15 protein-coding genes are annotated in these 21,124 nt (G+C 51.3%); 7 read left to right on the top strand and 8 right to left on the bottom strand.

What is annotated here, in order from left to right; all coding sequences use genetic code 11:
• Nucleotides 1–2 precede the first annotated feature (2 nt).
• Together BUA40_RS01635 and mfd are read left to right on the top strand one after the other, a co-directional pair.
• Complete coding sequence (locus tag BUA40_RS01635; protein WP_072797586.1) at nt 3–1,742, top strand: FISUMP domain-containing protein; 1,740 nt, start codon at nt 3–5, stop codon at nt 1,740–1,742.
• Between the two features lie 17 nt (nt 1,743–1,759).
• Nucleotides 1,760–5,122 carry a transcription-repair coupling factor gene (gene mfd, locus BUA40_RS01640; RefSeq protein ID WP_072797589.1) on the top strand — a complete coding sequence of 1,121 codons (3,363 nt, stop codon included), beginning with the start codon at nt 1,760–1,762 and terminating at the stop codon, nt 5,120–5,122.
• On the opposite strand, the gene BUA40_RS01645 is transcribed toward mfd, so the two are convergent.
• Nucleotides 5,108–5,836, bottom strand: a complete 729-nt coding sequence (locus tag BUA40_RS01645) for a TatD family hydrolase (protein WP_072797591.1) — start codon at nt 5,834–5,836, stop codon at nt 5,108–5,110. The two genes, mfd and BUA40_RS01645, sit on opposite strands and share 15 nt — an antisense overlap.
• Before the next feature lie 123 nt (nt 5,837–5,959).
• Here BUA40_RS01645 and BUA40_RS01650 point away from each other — a divergent pair, with 123 nt between their 5' ends.
• Nucleotides 5,960–6,157, top strand: coding sequence for a hypothetical protein (locus BUA40_RS01650; RefSeq protein WP_072797594.1), 198 nt, complete (start codon nt 5,960–5,962; stop codon nt 6,155–6,157).
• An 80-nt stretch (nt 6,158–6,237) separates the two neighbouring features.
• Here BUA40_RS01650 and BUA40_RS01655 read toward each other — a convergent pair whose 3' ends face one another.
• Nucleotides 6,238–7,950, bottom strand: a complete 1,713-nt coding sequence (locus tag BUA40_RS01655) for a hypothetical protein (RefSeq protein WP_072797596.1) — start codon at nt 7,948–7,950, stop codon at nt 6,238–6,240.
• Nucleotides 7,951–8,070: 120 nt separating this feature from the next.
• Between BUA40_RS01655 and BUA40_RS01660 the strand changes: the two genes are divergently transcribed.
• Together BUA40_RS01660 and BUA40_RS01665 are read left to right on the top strand one after the other, a co-directional pair.
• Nucleotides 8,071–9,153, top strand: a complete 1,083-nt coding sequence (locus BUA40_RS01660; protein WP_072797598.1) for a hypothetical protein — start codon at nt 8,071–8,073, stop codon at nt 9,151–9,153.
• On the top strand, nt 9,146–9,583 hold the full coding sequence (locus BUA40_RS01665) for a type II toxin-antitoxin system VapC family toxin (RefSeq protein ID WP_072797599.1): 438 nt from the start codon (nt 9,146–9,148) through the stop codon (nt 9,581–9,583). Before BUA40_RS01660 ends, BUA40_RS01665 begins: the two co-directional genes overlap by 8 nt.
• Before the next feature lie 5 nt (nt 9,584–9,588).
• Here the strand turns inward: BUA40_RS01665 and BUA40_RS01670 are convergent, their stop codons facing one another.
• The 5 genes from BUA40_RS01670 to BUA40_RS01690 form a co-directional block, all read right to left on the bottom strand.
• Nucleotides 9,589–10,002 (bottom strand): YraN family protein, encoded by a 414-nt coding sequence (locus tag BUA40_RS01670; protein ID WP_072797600.1) that lies wholly within the window; start codon nt 10,000–10,002, stop codon nt 9,589–9,591.
• A gap of 61 nt (nt 10,003–10,063) precedes the next feature.
• Entirely contained in the window at nt 10,064–11,566 is a 1,503-nt protein-coding gene (locus BUA40_RS01675; protein WP_072797601.1) for a serine/threonine protein kinase, read from the bottom strand.
• Nucleotides 11,563–13,656 (bottom strand): ATP-binding cassette domain-containing protein, encoded by a 2,094-nt coding sequence (locus BUA40_RS01680; protein ID WP_072797602.1) that lies wholly within the window; start codon nt 13,654–13,656, stop codon nt 11,563–11,565. Before BUA40_RS01680 ends, BUA40_RS01675 begins: the two co-directional genes overlap by 4 nt.
• 162 nt (nt 13,657–13,818) lie before the next feature.
• Entirely contained in the window at nt 13,819–15,012 is a 1,194-nt protein-coding gene (locus tag BUA40_RS01685) for a pyridoxal phosphate-dependent aminotransferase (protein ID WP_072797603.1), read from the bottom strand.
• Nucleotides 14,984–17,353, bottom strand: coding sequence for an MMPL family transporter (locus BUA40_RS01690; RefSeq protein ID WP_178299504.1), 2,370 nt, complete (start codon nt 17,351–17,353; stop codon nt 14,984–14,986). Before BUA40_RS01690 ends, BUA40_RS01685 begins: the two co-directional genes overlap by 29 nt.
• A 142-nt stretch (nt 17,354–17,495) precedes the next feature.
• Here BUA40_RS01690 and BUA40_RS01695 point away from each other — a divergent pair, with 142 nt between their 5' ends.
• Together BUA40_RS01695 and purB are read left to right on the top strand one after the other, a co-directional pair.
• Nucleotides 17,496–18,929 (top strand): BamA/TamA family outer membrane protein, encoded by a 1,434-nt coding sequence (locus BUA40_RS01695; RefSeq protein ID WP_178299507.1) that lies wholly within the window; start codon nt 17,496–17,498, stop codon nt 18,927–18,929.
• A 43-nt stretch (nt 18,930–18,972) separates the two neighbouring features.
• Complete coding sequence (gene purB, locus BUA40_RS01700; protein WP_072797607.1) at nt 18,973–20,415, top strand: adenylosuccinate lyase; 1,443 nt, start codon at nt 18,973–18,975, stop codon at nt 20,413–20,415.
• 134 nt (nt 20,416–20,549) lie between these two features.
• Here the strand turns inward: purB and BUA40_RS01705 are convergent, their stop codons facing one another.
• Nucleotides 20,550–21,119 (bottom strand): phosphatidylglycerophosphatase A family protein, encoded by a 570-nt coding sequence (locus BUA40_RS01705; RefSeq protein ID WP_072797618.1) that lies wholly within the window; start codon nt 21,117–21,119, stop codon nt 20,550–20,552.
• Nucleotides 21,120–21,124: the final 5 nt, after the last annotated feature.

Consider the following 21,124-nt stretch of genomic DNA (forward strand, 5'->3'; position numbering starts at 1 on the left):
ATATGAAGGGTTTTAAGTGGTCTTTGTTTACGTTTGTCTTGATTGCAAGCCTTTTCAGCGCCTGTAGCACAACGTCTTCGTCTTCTTCGGATAATCCCGAAGACACTCCGAGTTCGGATAGTAAACTGGGCAGTAGCGGCAGCAAGAACGGGACATCTTCTAGCTCCTATAAGGCTGAAAGCGTGACGGATGCCGATCTTGTGGATGTGGAGAAGTTCGCTGGTCAAAAGGAAGATACGGTCTATGCAAAGGACGGTATCGTTTATAACACGCTCCGCGTGGGTCCGGCAATCTGGATGAACGAAAACCTGCGTTCCGAAGAACCGTTCGAGGCTAAGAGTGCTTGCTACGAATATGATGAAATCAATTGCAGCAAGTACGGTAGACTTTACTTGTATAACAAGGAAAGCAACCCCGTGGCTGCTTGCCCTGAAGACTATACATTGCCCTCTATTGGCTTGTGGAAGGAACTGTACGAAAGCGATGTGGGCTTTGAACCTGTATTTGCCGGAGCTTGCAACAAGCGCGATACGCTGGAATGCGATGGTCTGAAGAGTACGGTGAGGTACTTGGCCAATGATGACCGTGCGATTGTCTTTGACAAGGACAGTGCCGGGCATATCTCCTACAAAGTGCTGGATGCGGTTGATAACGGTTTCTATTCTGTTCGCTGTGTCAAGCCCCGTACCATTGTCGAAAAAATGGTGGAACTTCCGATTTGCGACAATGACTTGGTAAACATGCCGAACATCTACGTGATTGAAAAGGAACGCTCTTACCATTGCGATACCTATGACCAGCAATGGGATGAAACGACAAGCGGCGTCTGCCTCGCTTCTGAAGAGAAGGATTTCTACTTGATGAATGGTGGCTTGCTGGTATGCCGTAACCAGAAATGGCAAGTGGCAACTATTCGAGATGCCGGTGAAAAGTGCACGAAGGCGGAACTGTACAACGAGTATGTCTTGAATTCAACTCGTTATGTCTGCCTCGACAGCGGCTGGGTCGAGCTCAAGTTCCCGGCGTCTGTACTTGGATATTGCCGCGAAAAATTCTACGGTAAGGTGGCCAAGACCGACGAAGATGTATCCTATACCTGCGACTCCACCGGATGGAGAAAAACGGTGGTTGAGGATGTATATGGCGAGTGCGAAGAGGATAAAGTCTACAAGACTTATGAATATGATGGTAGAAAATGGCTGTGTGATTCGACGCTCTCTTGGAGAGTTGCGAATGAGCAAGAACAAGCAATGGGCTTCTGCGTGCCAAGCCTCTTTGATTCCGTCAGAACTTATAATGGACTTTTCCATAAATGCAATTCGGTGTTCAGGTATTGGGAAACTGTAAAAGCGGTAGACTATCTAAAAACATGCGACGAATCTACGATGTGGGATACGGTACAGGTGGATTCGACGGTTTATATGTGCAACGGTAATCAGGAATGGCAGATTCTTTTTAACGGTTTAGCCTACGGTCTTTGCACCGATAAGAATCTCGGCGAAACGAAATATGACGAAGACACGAAAAAATACTACATGTGTGGCCAGTATTCCGGGCTGTCGCTGGACAATACGAGAAATATTGTAACATGGTCTTGGGAATTGACGATTCCTGCCGGCGTTGATTTGGGCTTGTGCGCATATGACACGACCTATTATGCTCCGCTTGATGATAAATGCTATCTCTGCACAAGATCTTTCTGGCAATCTACTACGCTGTCGTTAGATGAATGTGTTAACTGATTGCTATCTTTGGCTTGATGGTTGAGTCTCTTTCAGAGTTTCTTACATTTTCGCATTCCGAGTCGCTGAACCTTTTTAACAAGGTGGAAACCGGCGCCATTCATGTGAATGGGGCGACGGTTCCTGCGGCTTCCATGATGGTGGCGTCGCGCTTTTTAAAGAAGCCGGGCCCGATTCTGGTCGTTACGCGGGATTATAAGAGTGCGGAATCCTGGGTAGAAAACCTGGAAGGTCTGCTGACCGAAAAATTTGTCCGCTTTTTTCCCTCGATTGGGCTTAAGCCTTACGAAAAGAAAGTCCCTTTTGAAGGGGTTCTCGAAGAACGCCTCAAATTCTTCAGGGATGTAGATTCCGATAGCCCCTTTGTGACGGTGTGCCCGCTGGATGCCTTGCTGATGCGGCTTCCGGCCCCGCAATCCGTACTGAAGGAATGCAGGACACTCAAGGTGGGCGATGTGTTGGAACCCGCCTCTTTGCGCCCCTGGTTTATGGATCACGGCTTTATGGAACAGCCGGTGGTTTCGGGCGTGGGGGAGTATTCCATTCGCGGCTGCATTGTAGATGTCAACTGCCTTCTGTATCCGCATCCGATCCGTATCGAATTCTTTGGCGACGAAATCGAATCGATTCGTAGCTTCGATATTTTCACGCAGCGTTCCGTAGAACAGATGAAGTCGGTGCAGCTGTTTCCGATGGGCGAATTTACGGTGCCCGAACGTGAAGCGGCGAAGTTCAACGGCGACCTTTCGGGGCTTTGGTGGCACCGTGGCCGCTATCAGCAACTGAACTCAAGTCTACTGGATTATTTGCCGAATGCCTCGCTGGTGTTCGAGGAGTTGTCAGCCCTTTCGGAGACAGCGTCGAAGCTGTATGTGAATTACGAACGGTCTTTCCAGGAAATCCGTACGGTCGATAGCGATGTGGTGGAACCAGTGCGTACCTGGTTCAAGATGGGCGAGCTTTCGAAGAATTTCGTGGGTCGCGCCTCGATGGATTTGACCCGCGTCAAGGTCGATGACGGCAACTGGCATGAGCTGCATTGTAAGCCGCAGGCGTTTTCGTCGAGCGGTACCGATGCGGTCGCTAAAGAAATCGAAGAATTTACGGCGCAGGGGGGCATCGTTTATGTGGTGGCTCCGACGGCTGGCGCCTTGAACCGCATTAAGCAACTGCTCGAAGACCTGCCGATAGAAGATTACATTGTCGGCAACATGTCCGAAGGCTTTTGGCTCGAAGACGATAAGGTCGCCTTCCTTACCGAGACCCGCATATTCAACCGCCATTCTAACAAGACCCGCAAGCGTAAAATAGCAGGCTCCGTTTCGGGCGCGCTCCTGATTGAATCGCTGAACCGTGGCGACTTCGTGTCGCATGAAGATCATGGTGTCGGTAAGTACCTGGGACTTGTCCGCGTGAATGTGAACGGCGGCATGGTAGACTGCGCCTTGCTGGAATACGCCGGTGGAGACCGCCTCAAGTTCCCTGTCGCAGACCTTCAGAAAATTGAACGCCTGGACCAGCAGGAAACCGAACCGAAGCTTGATCGCCTCGGTAGCAAGAGCTGGGAAAATCTTAAGAAGCGTGTCAAGCAGAAGGTCATTCAGATTGCCCGCGATTTGGTGGAACTGTATGCCAAACGCGAGCTAATTGAAGGTTACAGCTTCCCGCCCGATGGTAAGTTGCAGCACGATTTCGAAGACGCCTTTGACTACGAGCCGACTCCCGACCAGGTGAAGGCTACCGAAGATATCAAGCGCGATATGGAAAGCCGCCGCCCGATGGATCGCCTAATCTGCGGCGACGTGGGCTTTGGTAAAACCGAAGTGGCGATGCGTGCGGCGTTTAAGTGCGTCGTGAGCAAGAAGCAAGTGGTGCTCCTGGTACCGACCACGATTCTCGCGGCGCAGCATTACGAAAACTTTATGGACCGTTTCGCGGCATTCGCCGTGAACATTGAGCTTGTCAACCGCTACAAGACCGCCAAGGAAAAGAAGGAAATCTTCAAGCGTGTGAGCGAAGGTAAAGTCGATATTCTGATTGGCACGCACAGCCTGCTTTCTGAAAAGAATCAGTTTAAGGATTTGGGCCTTCTGATTATCGACGAAGAACAGAAATTCGGCGTGAAGCAGAAAGAGAAGCTCCGCGAGCTTCGCCTTGCTGTAGATACCTTGAGTATGAGCGCTACGCCGATTCCGCGTTCGCTACACTTGAGTATGACAGGTGTGCGCGATATTTCGCTCATCAATACGCCGCCGGTGAACCGCTTGCCTGTAGAAACCAAGCTGATGAAGCGTGACGACACCATTATCAAGCAGGCGATTGAAGACGAATTGGCTCGCGGTGGCCAGGTGTTTGTGGTGAATGACCGTGTTCAAAGCATTGAGACTTTGGCCGATGACATCCAGAGGATGGCTCCCGATGCGACCGTGGGCGTGGCTCATGGCCAGATGAACGACCGTGAACTTGAAAATGCCATGGAGGCGTTCCTGTCTCGAAAGTTCGATATTCTGGTAAGTACCAGCATTATTGAATCTGGGCTGGATGTGCCTAATGCGAATACCATTATCATCATGAACGCACATCACTTTGGCATTAGTCAGCTGTACCAGATGCGTGGTCGCGTTGGCCGCAGCAGTGTACTTGCAAAGGCGCTGTTGGTGATTCCGTCGTCGCATGAAATTTCGCCGGAATCCATGCGCCGCTTGAAGGCGTTGGAACAGTTTACCGATTTGGGAAGCGGCTACCAGCTTGCCATGCGCGACTTGGAAATCCGCGGAGCAGGCAACTTGCTTGGCCAGGAGCAGCATGGCTTTATTGCAGAAGTCGGCTTCGAAACTTATGTGCGCCTGGTGCGCGAGGCTGTGGACATGTTGCGTGGCGGTACTGCCGAAAAGCCGATACAGACCCGTGTGGAAATCGGCGTGGATGCTTACCTGCCGGAAGACTACATCCAGGACGGCCTCACTCGAATATCGATGTACCAGCGCATTGCCCGCGTGACTCGTACCGACGAAATCGAAACGATTGCCCAGGAACTGGCGGACCGCTTTGGCCCTGTGCCCGAAGCGGCGAAGATGCTTTTGGTGGTGACCGAAATCGGTCTTTTGGCGGGGCGCTTGCGTATTCAAGGGTTGGTGCAGCGCAAGGGAATGCTTGCGGCTACGTTCGCCGAATTCCCGCCGCCGGATCCGCGCATTATCAGCGAAATGTATGCCAATACCCAGTTCCCCATGCGAATCATTAGTGGCCCGCCTCTGCAGGTGGTGATTGAACTCGGTAAGGGAAATGCTGTAGAACTAGCCGAAAAGTCCCTGAAGGAATTCCGGGCCTTTGCTGTGATTAAAGCTGATTCGGTGGTGTCCGCATCACGGACGAATTAGGTGTTCTGTTTCTTTTAAATGCTCGATGAGGGCTTCTGCGATTTTATCTGCAGATTCGTTCTTGAGCATGTTTGCGGCGACAAAGGTCTCGTCGGCGTCGGTTTCGAAATGCATCTGTTCCGCCGGAATTTTCGGGATGGCATCGAGGGTGCATTTCTTGTGGAAGGAATCCTGATGCAACGAGAAAATGGGATTCATTTTCTGTGCCGCCAGCACAACGGAATTGTCGCCGCCGAAGCGGTGGAATACGATGTGGGCGGGGGCATGACCGCGTTTGGGTTTGCCGGGGAAATCGCATTCCTTCAGAATTTGCAGAATGCGGTTGTAGTCGCCTACGCAATGAACGTGCAGGTCACGGCGGAACTCGCTGGCAAGCATCACCTGACGCTTAAAAACTTGTTCTTGAAGGCCGCCCTCGGCGTAGCCGTCGTAGCGTTTGTCGAGACCGCATTCGCCGACTCCAGCATCGGGGTAGTTGTCTAAAAGCGATTCCAGGCGTTCCCAGTCGGCTTCAGTCACGTTACCGGCCACCATCGGGTGAATGCCGTAATTGCGGGTAGAACCTTCAAAAAGGGAGGAATCCATCTTCTGCAGGATTTCCCATTCCCAGGGCTCGCAGGCGATGGCATTGAAGTGCAGCCCCTTCTTGAGAAGGGTCCTGGCGAGTGTTGCGGGCTGGGGTAACCTAGCCAAATGTAGATGGAAGTCGTACATACTACTAATATATACCCAAAAGTCCGCTTTTTACTTAAATAAATGAAAAAACTTCTTGTTTTTTTGCTAGAAAAAGCCTAATTTAAGGGTATTCATTACCCTTGCATTAAAAAGGAGATTTTTATGCGCGATCTTTTGGAAAAAGCCTTAAATAAGGGCCTTGGTGTTTCTTTTACGACCGAAGGTGGTTTTGCTGTCATTCGTATCACCAAGGGAACCGAAGTGGTTGCATCCTGCAGTCTCGGTTCGGCCGACTTCCGCACCAGCGTTGAAGATTCCTTGCAGTCTCTTTTGCTCGACCTGGAACGCAAAGGCTTGTAATATTCCAATTTAAATCGGAAATGAAAAATCCCGCGGAACTTCCGCGGGATTTTTCTTTAATATTCTGATTAAGAATAATCTTAATTAATACGGCCAACCAGGTTACCCGAGATCATGTAGTCCTTGGTGCAACCGTAGTTGTGGAAACCGGCAGACAGGCTGAAGCGGCTGGTGAATGCCTTTTCCAGGTAGAGGGCGCCCAAGACGTCCTTCACGTGCTTCGGATTCTTGATGCCGTAGAAGTCCTTGTGTTCGTGACGGTCACCCACGTATTCAGCTTCGAGAAGAATACGGTCTACAACAGGCGTGTAGATGGCGATACCGCCGGTCACAGGAATCACCAGGTCGTCGGAGAGGTCCATGAGGGCGGCTTCGGCGAAGAGGTCAAGTCTGTTAGCAACGATGGGGAGGTTAGCCTTCAGAGAAGCGTTGTGCTTGATGTGCTGTTCAATGACGGTGGTGTCATTGGTAGCGGCGTCAACCTTTCTGATCTTGCTGCCAGCATCGTAAACGACATCGAATACGTTGCTGCGGTAGCCGAGCTGAACCTTCAGGTTGCCGAGGCCTTCGAGACCGTGGAAGTTGAACACGGCACGAACGTCACCCTTATCCAGGTTTTCGGACTTGCTGATGAAAGCAATGTAGGCGGACATGTTGTCAGTCGGGGTGATACCGAATTGCAACTGGTTTTCCGGATCCTGAGTAGAAAGGAAGCCGGCCTTGTAACCATCGATGTAGCCACCGAAGTAGTCACCACTCTTGTCGGTGTTATCCCAACGACCGACCTTGAAGGAGAACAGGTCAGTTTCCTGCATGGCCCATGCTTCGTCCAGAGAGAAGTAGTCGCTGACGTATTCGCGAGAACCTTCGCGGAGCTGAGCTCTCTTTACCTTCTTGTCGACATTGTTGTCGTCAGCAGGCTGGAGGTCGCCCGGGTAGAAGGCAATGCCAATCTTGCCCTTGAAGTCATTAGCTTCGGCGAGGACGGCGAAGTTTGCTTCTCCATTCCAGGTTTCGAAGTTGTCGCCCAGCACATCGTCTTCGCTGGACCAGAGCACCTTGCCGGCTTCGAGTTCGAAGTCAGCGTTGATGTCAAAGTTAATCTGGTTAACAGACATCACGGCGTTTTCGATCATTTTTTTCTTTTTGCGCTTTTTCTTCTTGGCCGGCTTCTTTTCCGGTTCAGCGGCGGCGACTTCGGCTGCAGGAGCAGCTTCTTCAGCCTTCTTCACTTCTTCGGCCTTGGCTTCTTCCTTCGGCTGTTCTGCGGGAGCGGCTTCGGCGGTCTTAGCTTCTTCAGCTGCCGGTGCAGCGGCTTCTTCCTTCTTCACTTCGGCAGGAGCGGCTGCGGCTTCAGCAGGCTTAGCTTCTTCGGCCTTAGCTTCAGCCTTCGGCTGTTCGGCCTTGGCTTCTGTCTTTGCCGGAGCTGCTGCGGGAGCGGGTTCAGCCTTTGCTTCTGCAGCAGGCTTGGCGGCTTCGGCCTTAGCTTCGGCCTTTGCCGGAGCTGCTGCTGCGGGCTTTGCTTCTGCCTTGGCTTCGGCCTTTGCCGGAGCTGCTGCTGCGGGCTTTGCTTCTGCCTTAGCTTCAGCCTTTGCCGGAGCTGCTGCTGCGGGCTTTGCTTCAGCCTTCGGGGCTTCAGCCTTAGCTTCTGCCTTGGCAGGAGCGGCAGCAGGGGCTGCTGCGGGTTCTGCAGCCTTGGCCGGTGCGGCAGGAGCTGCTGCAGGGGCCTTTGCTGCCGGAGCGGCAAATACGGCCGCTGCCATGATGCAAGAGGCAATAAACATTTTCTTCATAAAAGGAACTCCTTTATATATTCCACGAAACAAATTTTAGTAAAAATTTCTTTCCCTAATCATTTTTATACCCTTTTTTCATATAAAAAGTTAACTTTACTCCCACAAAGAGGTTTTGTTTTGAAGAAAATCCATATTTTTGCGTTTTTAGTATCTGTCTGTTGCTCACTTTCGTTTGCTCAGGAAACTTTAACAGTTTATAAGAAAACCGCTGCCGGTATCGATGAAAATACTCCTGCTGGTTCACTTGTCTTCACTGACCAGATCAAGGAGCTTCCGCCTCCGATGGATTCTGTAAAAAAGGTAATGGTCGTTAAGGATACGATTCAAATTACAGACCGCAAGGGCAATGTCAAAAAAGATAAGAAGGGTCGCCCCAAGATCAAGGTGAAAAAACGCCGCGTTACGATTTGGGAAAAGGTCGAACCCAAGGAACCGCCCCGCTTTGTTCCTATCCAGTGCAAGCTGGGTGAAGTTTGGGTCAAGCGCGCCGACCTCGCTAGATTCCAACAGGCATCCATGGACTTGAGCGGTGAATACGCCTCGTCTACCGGTAGCGTGTTCCTCAAGAAGTCTCCGACGAACCCCCGCTATTTCTCGTTTGTCATTCAGAATGGTCCTTTTGGCAACCGTGCAGAACTCGAAGCCAGTAACCTGGAACTTCGCGAAGCTAACGGTCATGGCCGCTTGACTTATTCCGAAGATGGCTGTACGGTAGATATTGCCGTGGCAGACCGCAAGGTGAGGGTCGCTCAGCGTGGTTGTAACGAATACAATTCCGGCAAGTATAAGCTGGAAGGTGAATACAGCAACTACAAGGGTAACCGTCGCGTCGTAGAAACCTTCAACATGCCCGAACAGAGTTTCAAGTACAAGAAGTACCTGTGGTGCGGGAGCGGCTTCGACAGCTGCGAAAAAGTCAAGGACGACAACGGCGTCGTGACCATTACCTGGAGTAAGGGTGGCAACGGATTCATCGAACGTGCCGCAGGCGACGATGTTCATACTTACCGTCCGTTCGAACATGTGATTCCGCACAAGCGTGACTTCTTCAACGGCGAAAAGCCCATTGCAATCAAGACCAAGCGCACCGATATGGCGGGCGAGTGGATGATCTGGTACTTCTATCCGAATGCCCAGCGATTCAAGATGGTTCGCGCCGGCATGCGCGAAGATATCGCCTACATGGAAATCTATGAATAAGGCGCTTGAAAAGTCGAGAGTCCTCTTTCTGGATACAGGCGCCGTGGTGCGCTTGCTGCAGATGCACCCGGATTATTATCCGGTCGTGTCCTCGGTTCTTGACTTCGCCTACGAAAACAATGTGACCGTTTTAGTATCGAACGTTACTTTGTTTGAACTTTCGAAGAAGGCCTTTGCCGCTGGCGAAGGCCTTTTGTCTCGTCAGTACCGCGAATTCTTTGAACATTCCCGCAATGTCAAGGCTTGCGAGATCTCCGGTGAAATTGCGGTGAAGGCTGCTGAATTTGCCGGTGCAAAGAAGCTTGGAACCGAAGAATCCCTGCGTCTGGCAACCGCTTATGTTTGTGGAGCAGATTGCATTCTGACGGACTGTGCGGCGTTCCGTGACATGACCGACATTCCCGTTGTCACGCTCGACGAAGTAGAATAGCCGCATTATACTTGCGGTATTACTTGCGTTCCTTCGAAGGCATTTTTGTAATGCACGAACTGTAGCGGCTTTTGGTAGGCTCTTGCGGTCAGCACGTCAAAGCGGCAAGGCGTTTCAAATCCCTTGGGAGTTTCTTCTTTCTGTGTGACTAGAAAGTGGCATGCGGTCTTCCAAATTTTCTTTTGCTTTAAGGCGTTTACGCGTGCGGCAGGATTCCCTTGCTGGTTGTTCCATACGGATTTGACTTCTACAAAGACAATCGTTTCTCCGTCGCGAGCGACAATGTCCAATTCGCCGCCTTGGTAGGCGTAATTGCGGGCGAGAATCTGGTAGCCTTCGCGACTCAAGTATGCCGAGGCTAGAGTCTCGATGTAGTTGCCTTTGGGGCGATTCAATTTTTTAGGTGTATCTTGAAACATAGAGTTCCTTTTCTAAGGGTGTCTCTATGTATATACGCCGATTTTTGAAAAAGTGGCGATTTTAGGGAAGTTCCATGCCCAACAGGCGAATTTCCGAGATAGCGAAGTCTTCGTTTTCGGCTTCGTAGACGTCGTCAAGGTAGACCTTGAGTTCGCTCGTTTCCATAGCCTGGATGTTGGGGTATTGCATGCCGCGGATGTTTTCAAGCTTGACCTTCTGCTTGAATCCGTCCTTAGTTTCAAGCGTAATCATCTTGGGCTTCTTGAAAATGCGGAAGCGGTCGCCGAAGGCGTCGTCTACAGACTTCTGGTAACCGATTGCGATACCGAAGTGTGTTACGATGGCGTTGCCGTCAAAGTAGAGCGTGAGTACCGGATTCTGCGGCTTTTGCGGCATCGTGTAGAGCCACGCCGTCTTAAGGTCGTTGTCGTTTAAGTTGTCTAACGGGTAGCCACCGGAAATGTCGATTTCCAACTGCTTCGTTTCAAAATTTCCGAGAGCGTCGTTCCATTCCAGTTCGCGCAAGGTACTTTCGGGCTTGTGCGTCAGCATCAGCAAAATTAAGAGCATGATGATGAGCGGGAAAATGAAGATGGCAAGAGCCGTGAGCTTTTTTTGGAGCATGCGGGCGCGCGGCGTAATGATGTTTGCCATTTCGGCAATGGAAGCCGTGCGGCGGCGGAGCGGCGTGTGGCCCATGGTGGGGCGCTGAGCCGTCTTTTCGGTAGGGAACACTTGGTCGCAGGCGTCCAAAAATTCTTGCATGTCGTGGAAACGTTCGTTCAGTTTTTTCCTTAAGCACTTGAGAATCAACTTCGAAAGTCCGGGGGGCATGTCCTTGCGGAAAAGTTCCGGTGCAGGCGGCTGTTCCTGAACGTGCTTCAAGGCGATTTCTACCGGGCGATTGCCTTCGAAGGGGAGACGGCCGCAGGTCATTTCGAAAAGAATCACGCCCATGCTGTAAATGTCAGACTGAATGGTCACGTTATCGCCGTGGCACTGTTCAGGGCTCATGTATTCGGGCGTGCCCATAGTCATGCCCGTGCGCGTGAGTCTGTCCTTTTCCATTTCCTGGATGTAGGAAATGCCGAAGTCCATGATGTAGACTCGGTTGTCGCGGGTAAGCATGATGTTCGAGGGTTTTACGTCGCGATGAACAATGCCCTTGCTATGAGCGTAAAGAAGTCCGCGTGCAATTTGGCGGATAATGACTTCGATTGCTTCGAACGAAAGCTGTTCCTTCTTGTGCAGAATGTCGGCAAGGTTAATGCCTTCCACATAAGTCATGGCAATAAAGAGCTGGTTCTTTTCTTGACCGAAGTCGAATACGTGAACGATATTCTGGTGGTCCAGTTCCTTCATGGCTTGCGCTTCCATATAGAAACGCTTGATCGCTTCTTCATCGGAAGAGGCGTCCAAAATCTTGAATGCGACTTCGCGTCCGAGCCTCTTGTCTAGGGCTTTGTAAACATTTCCCATGCCCCCCTTACCGAGGGTGCCAATGAGGTCGTAGTTTTCGTTAAAAGGACGCGGAAATACTTCAGACTTTTGCGGGGCGATCATTTTGCTTTCTTAGACCAGTTTAGTTTTATTGCAACCACAATATAAAAACATAATGTGATGCCGAGGGCAAGAATTGTGTTTTCGATAGCGTCTTTGCGCTCTAGGAGCAGATTCAAAAGGCTTGCCTGGTTGTAACGGGACCAAATGACGGTTGAAAGGGCGCGGCCAATGGCTTGCATTTGGTCCAAGGGAACCAAGGCTCCTGCCAAGGCGACCTGCGGAATAATCAGGAGCGGGAGCATGGCGTTTGCCTGTCCGGCGTTTTTGGAAAGCGAACTCACGGCAAGTCCCACGGCGACAGGCGGGAGAACCATCAGCAAAACAACGGCCAAAAGCATCGGGGGAGTGGGCCAAATGTGTGTACGGAATCCGACAAAGGCAAATACAATCAATGTTTGTATGAAGGCGACTAAGGTGGGGAGCACCGCTTTGGCTAGGAGTGTTGAAAGAATGGGTACGCCTTTACGGAATTCGGCCTGCAAGATTTCTTTTTCCTGTACGATTTCTCGGATCGAAAGGGAGAGCGAAAGCCAGTTTGCCGAGAGGATGATGGCAAATGCCACAATCCAAAGCGATGTCAAGTTCGAGAATATCTGCGAGAAAAGGAATCCGATAATGAGGGGCTGCAAAAGGAGCGTGAGGAACTTGCCCTTGTCCCTAAACCATTGCTTCGCGGTAATCGAAAGCTTGTACAGGAACACGGGAGACAATCGGGTCTTGGGAAAATAGCTGGGAATCAGCGTTTCAAGAGCCGAGGTGCTTCTGATTGGTGCGGTAACGCGCTTTTGCTGGACCGTTTTCCACTGGGTGGCTGTTTCGTCGTTCAGATTCGTGAGGATCGTTTCGGGATCGTCACTTTCGAAGTAGTTGTAGGCTTCCTTGGGGCTTCCGAAGAAGGCCTGCTGCCCCTGGTGCAGAACGAGAATCTTGTCGGCGATTTCGAGGGCCTCGTAGCTGTGCGTCGTCAGGATAATCGTGTGTCCGAGGAAGGCGAGCTGCTTTAAGTGGGTGCAGAGAATCTTGGAATTGTAGGGATCGAGTCCCGAAAGCGGTTCGTCGAGAACAATCAGCCCCGGATTCCCCATAAGTTCCTTGGCGAGGGCGACTCGGCGGCATTCGCCGCCGCTGAGCGTGCGAATGGGGTTATCGAGTCTTGCGCTCAGCCCGAAAAGTTCGCTGAACTTTTCGAGTCGCCCCTGAGAATTCCGCCTGAAGTCAAGCTTCGACATCCCGACGCGGGCACCGTCCAAAAGCGTCTCCCTGACGGTCAAGTCGCGGCGCAGTTCCGGGTCTTGCTCCAAGAAGGCAATGTGCTTTCGGATTTCTTCGTTGCGGTAATCGAGTTTTCCGATACTGACGAAGGAATCTTTTCCGCTCTTATGCTTGCCTTGCAGCAAACGCAAAAGGGTAGACTTGCCTTGGCCCGAGCGCCCGATAATCGCAAGAATTTCTCCGGCGTGCAGCTTGAAGTCGATGCCCTTGAGCAACTGCTTTTTTCCGGCAAAGACATCCAAGTTTTCGACTTCTACGTCGAATCCGAGCGGCAAGTTCTTGCAGGTGAGTTCGCCTTGGGCAAAACTCATGGTACAGCCCGGAAGGCGAATCATTTTGCCTTCGTCCAGCTGGAGCAGGCGGGTAGATTTTCCTTGGATGTTGACGATCTTGTCCTTAAAGCTGATTTCTGCTTTTCCGGCATGGACTCTGGCGGAGCATCCTTCGGGAATGTCCATGTGCAGACTGTCCAGAGTTTCCCAGTTGCCGTTCAGGCTTTTGGTCTGCACCAGGTCCCGTTCCACCGATTCCATGAGCAGTAGCTGTAGGCTTCCGTGCTTGAGGGTGGCGCGGAGCTGCAAGGGGCCAATGAGAATGGTGTCGCCGTCTTCGAGGACAGCGGATTCTACATCGTTGCCGTTCACCTGAGTCACGCTATTTTGCGTAAGGCTCTTTAAGTTCCAATGCTTGTCTTCGAATTCCAGCACCGCATGGTAGCGCGAAACCATCGGGTTGTCCAGCACCAGAGAGTTGTCTGGCTTGCGACCGATGGTAAACGGCTCGCCAATCTGCGGAGTGATGATTCTAAAAGACTGCATAATAGAAGTGAGGTCAGGCTTCGCCTTTTGAGGTTTGAGTTCGGTCGCGAGCGCTCCCTTTGAGCTTGATAATCGCGCCCATGGCGCCAAATTTTTGCTCAAAGCCTTGCTTGCAAGGCGACCTCATTGCTCAAAGTGAGCCGAAGGCGAACGTGCTGAATGCTAGTTTAATTCCTTTAACCCTCCGATAAATCGGTCGCAGGCTTTCTGCAAGGTTTCGTCGCTGGCGGCATAAGAGAATCGCACGCAGCTGTCGTCACCGAAGGCTGCACCCGGCACAATCGCAAGTCCCTGCGACTGCAGCAAGTATTCGCAGAGTTCAATAGAACCGTTGATGGTCTTGCCTTCGGGCGTCTTTTTGCCGTAGAAACTCTTGACCGGAGCGAACAGGTAGAATGCGCCTTCGGGAGCGCGGCAGGGTTCCGGCAGAATTTCGGCGGTGCGCTTCAGCATATAGTCGCGGCGCTTGCGGAAGGCTGCTTGCATGGCGTGAACGTTGCTCTTGTCCATTTGCAAGGCACCGAGGGCGGCGTACTGAGCCACGTTGCTCGGGTGGTGCGTTGCCTGACCTTGAATCTTTCCGATAATCTTTGCGATTTCGGCAGGAGCGGCATCGTAACCGATACGCCAACCGGTCATGCAGTGCGACTTGGAAAATCCGTTAATCACGATGGTACGTTCGGCCATGCCGGGGAGGGCTGCTGCAGAGCAGAATTCCGTGTCGTAGGTGAAGTATTCGTACACTTCGTCCGAAATGCAATAAATGTCGCCTTCGACAATCACCTTCGAAAGAGCTTCCAGTTCGGCCTTGCTGTAAACGGCTCCCGTCGGGTTGCAGGGGTTGTTCAAGAGAATTGCCTTGGTCTTTGCGGTAATGGCTGCTTTCAAGGCTTCGGGCTTAATCTTGAATCCATCTTCAATCTTGGTGTTCACGATCACCGGCTTTCCGCCGAGCCACTTCACCAGTTCCGGGTAAGTCACCCAGTACGGAGCCGGAATAATCACTTCGTCGCCTTCGTTTACCAGGGCGGCCAGCGAATTGAATACGGCGTGCTTGGCACCGCTCGTCATGATGATTTGTTCTGGCTTATAGTCCAGACCATTTTCGACTTTCAGCTTTTCGGCCACTGCCTTGCGCACTTCGAGAATGCCTACGGGAGCGGTGTAGCGCGTCTTGCCTTCACGAATGGCGTTGACCGCAGCATCTTGAATCGGGGTCGGAGTCGGAAAATCGGGCTCGCCGGCACCGAGGCTTACAACGTCCTTGCCATCGGCAATCATCTGCTTGGCCAATGTGTCGATAGCGACTGTTAAAGAGGCGGCGATATTAAGAGTTCTTGTGGATAAGTCTTTCATGTCTGAGTTTAGCCTTTTTCAAAATGCGGTAGGCGTCCAAGGTGCTTGCCACCAAGGGGTAAATGGTAAAATGCGAAATAAAGATGCAAACCAGCCCGAGGGCTGCAATGAGTCCCAGGCCGTTGATTCCCGGATGCGACGAGAACAGCATGGCGATTGCGCCGATGAACGATGCTCCCTGTGCAATCATGACCGAAATCAATTTCGTCTGCAACACGCTCCAGGCGTTTCCGTTCTGCTTTTCGTAGTACGAAGACCAGAGCTGTAAAGAACCGTCCACGCTGGCGCCTATCAAAAGGACGAAGGCGATGGAACTGTAAGCCGAAATCTGGATGTTGAAAACGTGAACCAGAATAGTCACCCAGCTCATGGCGAATAGCGACGGCAACAGCGTAAAGAAAGCCCTGCTCAGTCTGTTGTAGAACATCAGGAGAATAATCCAAAGCAGAACCGTTCCCAAGAGAATCGACTTGTTGATGTTTCCCAGGATGGTGTCGAGGAGCGATGCTCTCAGAATGGGCGTTCCGCAAATCTTGAAAGTCTTGTCGTGGATGCCATCAATTTGCTGCAATTGCTTTGCAATATGGCGACAGGTGAGTCCGTTATTCGGGTCGGATCGAGGAATGATGAATGCGAATACGCCCGGATTGTCCCTTTTGTCTGCGAATTTACGACGAATGTTTTCGGACAGAATAAATTCCTTGATGTCGTTTTCGTAGTTGTCGAACATCTCGACAATGGCGGCGCTGTCCTTGGGGTTGAGCCTTGCCAGAACATCGTCCGAAATCAGTTTTCTTAGGGTCTCGATTTTATGTTTCTTTTCGATGCTGATTTTAGGCAAGAACTGGTATTGTGTATAAATCTTGCCCAAATCCTTGAGTCTGCCTTTCTTTTGCAAATGCTCGAAGTTTTCGACTAGGTCGTCGTTGTAAGACGAATCGGGGAGCATGACGATAATGGGGTCGTAGGTGGAAAAGCCCGTTTCTGCAATCAGGGCTTTTGCCTCGCGTTCTTCGGTTTGCAATTCCGTCTTCTTGAAATCGTAAAGGAAGGAAAGATTCTTGCCGCTGTAGAGCCAGGCCGCCGCGCTCACGATGCTGATGGTTACGATGATAATCCAGTTCGTCTTGAACGAGAAAAGGCGCTTGCGGTGGGTGGGCGTGATGCTTTCGAATTGAATCTGGAAAGGTTTCTTGCGCTGCAGTAGCAATAAGAGCGAGGCTGTCAACAACGGACAGACAATCAGGTTGAGCACGCTTCCGATAGCGCCAAGAATTCCGAATTCGCGAAGTCCGGGCAGGGGAACCAGAATAAAGGCGATAAACAGGCTCGCCATCACAAGCGACGATGCGGCGACAACTGGCCCGATTCCAAGCAAGGCACTTTCGATACAGAGGGCGGGGCTCAGCTTCTGTTCGCGCTCATGGAAGTATCTGGTGTAGACGTGCGTCAGAACCTGGCAGGCATGCCCAGGAAGCAAAAGTCCGAGAGAAAGCGTAAACAGGTTGATTCGTCCGAACAGCAGGTAGGCGCAGGCGAGCGTGAATAAGGTCGGAAGGGCTAGCGGAACCGCCGAAATGAAGATCAGCTGCGGCTGGCGATAGAAATTGATGATTAACAGAACGAGGATAATGAGTGCAGCCATGCCGCCGGCAAATTTTGCTTCGGGGAGGAGCGCCTTTCCGACTTTGATGGAGTCGTAGACTTTGCCGGTGTAGTAGACGTTAATCCCTTTCCCGTTTTCTTCGACAAAGCGTTCCACTTTCTTCAGCAGTTCCCTGTTGGCTTGCAAGTCCGAAACAGAGGTGGCGGGGTAGATGTCGATAACTCGGATGGACCCTTGCTGGTTGGAGAAATCCTGTTGCAGGTTTTTGAAGTATTTGGCCTCGATTTGCGAAATGATTTCGATGGTGTCACGGGTGACAGGCGTTTCTTGCTCTGTCTCGGACAAGTCTACCAGTAGAGGATTGTGTTTTTTAATCTCTTCTTCTTTGATTTTGTCCAGTTTTTCGATGACTTGATCCAAGTCGTTTTCGTTGGCGTATAGCAGTCTGTTTTTCTTGAAGAATTCCAGGTCCGTGTCGTATTCGGTGTAGTGGACTGCGGGATCTTTCTCTAGATGCTGGGCGAGATTTTGGGCAAAAGCATAGTTCGCGGCGCTATCCTTGGATTGTATGACTACAATAAGGCTGCCGAGTCCACCGAAAGCTTTTTCGATCGTCTGGTAGTCCGCTTGAACTTCATGACCTTTAAGAGTGTCTTGCAGCTGGATTTCCCAACGAAGGTTTTCGATGGGATAAATGCTCAACAAGGTAATCGTAAGAAACAGCCCGATCATCATTTTGGGATAGTGGGCTATCTTTCGAATTAATTTGGCAAAAGCCGAAAACATATAAATAATATAACTATTATATTCCTTGTTCGAATTAAAAAACTAAATTAGGGGTATGGTAAAAAGGGAGTCGCGATGTCTCTTTGTTTGGGTGCTAGCTGCGCTATGGTTCTTTGGCGCTGTTTCGCTCTATGCAGAAGATGATGTTGTTGCAGATAGTACCTCTGCAGAAGCTCCCTCGAAATCCCCTTGGATGTGGCCGGTAGAACATATCATCCAGCCCTTTTTGAATGGCCTTATTTACCCGATTGCCCAACCTGTGGACTACGCCTTGAAGAACGGCATTATCGATAAGTCGGTTCAGTTGATTTCTTTTGGCGAAGACTACAAGATCATGGTTTACCCGAGTTTCAATTTCAAGCCGGGTTCGCGAACCATGGTGGGGGCGAATTATAGACACCGTAGCGTATTTCTCGAAAAAGACTACCTGGTCATGCAGGGAGAATACTACGCCAATGGTGACGTGGGCTTGACTGCCCGCTATGTAAAGCATTCCCTGTTTGGAACGCGCCTGTTTGGCGGCTTCAGGTACGATATCGATCTGGACCGCGATAAACGATTCAATATTCCTGAAACCAAGGAAAGTTACCTACAGCCCGATTCCAGCTACCAGTTTACCTGGCGCTTGGGCGCTCCTATTACCAATACGGCAAATTGGAATGCGGAACTTTGGACGTCCCTGTATTTCAGCCGGGCAAGTCACCCCGATATTCAGGATTCGGTGCTAATCAGCGATGACTTTAAAATTGAAGACCGCGGCTTGTACCAGAATGCCACCCAAGTGCCGGTGGGGCTTTCCCTGGTGTATGACAACCTTGACTTGCCCTATGCCCCTTCGCGTGGCAGCCGCGTGGTGTTGAACGGAACCTATACCTTTGTGGGCAAGTATTCCGGGGTGCGCTACGATGACTTGGGCATTTCTGTTGAAGATGGGCAAGATGAAGTTATCAAGGATGGCGGAAAGAAGCATGACTTCTATACCACGGAGTTCATTTTCCAGCATTATTTCTTGTTGGGTTCTTCGCACCAGTACGTGCTTTCGGCAAAGGAAGCTCGTGAAAATCGCCGCTTCTATACGGACTTTTCATGGGACGAGGCGGTGCGTGTTTGGCGACCGGAAAATATGCGTAACACCCTTTTTGAACGCAGGGTGATTGCCATGCAGTACCGAATGGTTTCCCTGTGGGAAGTCGAAGAGGGGGGAGCTCCTCACGATGCCTTTATCAACCTGAATTCAAAGGCGCCTCTGCGTGGCTATGACGACAAGTGGACGACACACAACCTGATGTCTTTTAGCGTGGAATACCGCTGGCCGGTGGACCGCTTGGTAGACGGCGTAATTTTTGACGAATATGCCCTGATTGCACCCAAGATCGATAAGTGGAGCTTGGACCATTATTACAATTCGTGGGGCTTCGGTATCCGTGTTCGCCAGCCCGATCTTTATCTTTTCCGCCTGCAGTTCGGCTTCCATGGCTTGCACGGCGTGAATATGATTATGACCATCGCTCCGGAATTCAAGTAATTTTCTATCTTTGTCCCTGTAAAATTTCAACAAGGACAAAAATATGCGTGATCAATTTGAAAGCCCGCTCATCAAGCGTTATGCTAGCAAAGAAATGAGCTTCCTCTTCAGCCCCCAGTACAAGTTCCAGACCTGGCGCAAGCTGTGGATTTACCTCGCTGAATCCGAAATGGAACTGGGTCTCCCGATTACGCAGGAACAGGTGGACGAACTCAAGGCTCATGCCACCGATATCAACTTTGAAGTCGCCGAAGAAGAAGAAAAGCGCCGCCGTCACGACGTGATGAGCCACGTTTACGCTTACGGTGTGCAGTGCCCCAAGGCCAAGGGCATCATCCACCTCGGCGCAACTTCCGCTTTCGTGGGTGACAACACCGACCTTATCCAGATGCAGCAGGGCCTCATCATGGTCCGCAAGCGCCTTTGCCGCGTGATGGACAAACTTTCCAAGTTTGCGATGGAATACAAGGACATGGCCCAGCTCGGTGCCACGCACTTCCAGGCCGCCCAGCTCACGACTGTGGGTAAGCGCGCTTGCCTCTGGCTCCAGGACATGCTCATCGACCTCGAAGAATTGAATTTCCTCATCGAAGTTCTCCCGTTCCGCGGCGTGAAGGGCACGACCGGTACGCAGGCCAGCTTCATGGACTTGTTCAATGGCGACGAAGAAAAGATTATGGAACTCGACCGCCGCGTGACCGCCAAGGCTGGCTTCAAGCGCGTGCTCACTATCACCGGTCAGACTTACACCCGTAAGTGGGACAACCGCGTGAACCAGGTGCTCAGCTCCATCGCTCAGTCTCTGCACAAGTTCGCTACCGACATGCGCCTCATGCAGGGTGTGAAGGAAGTCGAAGAACCGTTCGAAAAGACCCAGATCGGCTCCAGCGCCATGGCTTACAAGCGTAACCCGATGCGCAGCGAACGCATTTGCTCCCTGGCCCGTTTCGTGATGGCCCAGGTGAACAGCACCGCCTTCACGCAGGCAACGCAGTGGTTCGAACGTACGCTTGACGACAGCGCCAACAAGCGCCTCGCTATTCCGGAAGCATTCCTTGCCATGGATGCCATGCTCATCATCGCTGAAAACGTGACCAACGGCCTCGTGGTTTACCCGAAGGTTATCGAAAAGCGCATCATGGCTGAACTCCCGTTCATGGCTACCGAAAACATCATCATGGAAGGCGTGAAGAATGGCGGCGACCGTCAGGAACTCCACGAAGAAATCCGCGTGATGTCTATGGAAGCAGGCAAGGTCGTGAAGGAACAGGGCAAGGACAACGACTTGCTCGAACGCGTCTTGAAGAACGAAAAGTTCCAGAAGCTCGGCATCACCGAAGCGAAGCTCAAGGAAATCCTCGACCTCCGCAAGTTCGTGGGTCGCGCTCCGGGACAGGTCGTGAAGTTTGTGACCGAAGAAGTCCGCCCGGCTATTGAAGCCATCGAAGGGTGGAGCAATATCGACGCCGGCGAACTGAAGGTGTAAAATCGCTTTATAACACATCGCAATACTTTGTCACGCGAGCTCTCGCTGTATGTTTTATACAGCTTCGGCTCGCGTTTCGCGTCTTGCTCGGTTCTAAAGCGATTTTTGTTTTTAAAAAGGGCGCGTTATTCGTCTTAAAACATCTCGACGCAGGCGATCGCAATGCTGATGGGGTACATCAGTAGTCCCGCATAGATTCCGCCGAGCAAGTCATCGGCCATGACGCCCCATGCTCCGGGGAATTTTTCGAAACGGTGAATGCCAAGCGGCTTAAGGATGTCGAAAAAGCGGAAAAGACCGAACCCGATAAGAAGCACAATGGGACTGTCCAGTATAATGAAGGGGTTTACGAGTGCGAACGTCATGAAGATTCCGCAGACTTCGTCTATCACGATCCAGCCGGGATCTTCGGTACCCGTATCCTTCATCGCCTTGTTCACGAAGGGGATTGCCCCGAAAAAGACGATGACCGCTGCAATAAAGAATAAAGGATTGAAGTGTATGTCGCCAAATATCTTTAGCGCTAGAATGGCCATGGGGTAGGCGACAATTGCCGCAGCCAAGCTTCCCATGGTGCCCGGAGCCTTCGGGCTCATGCCTGAACCAAAGAATGTGGTGACCACTATAGACAAGAAATCGGTGCCCCGCCATTCGTGGGGCACTCGCTTTTTACCATATTTTTCTTTAAGTTCCTCGCGGTTCACGAGAA

Origin of the sequence: Fibrobacter sp. UWT2, assembly GCF_900142545.1 — a bacterium.
Lineage (GTDB): Bacteria > Fibrobacterota > Fibrobacteria > Fibrobacterales > Fibrobacteraceae > Fibrobacter.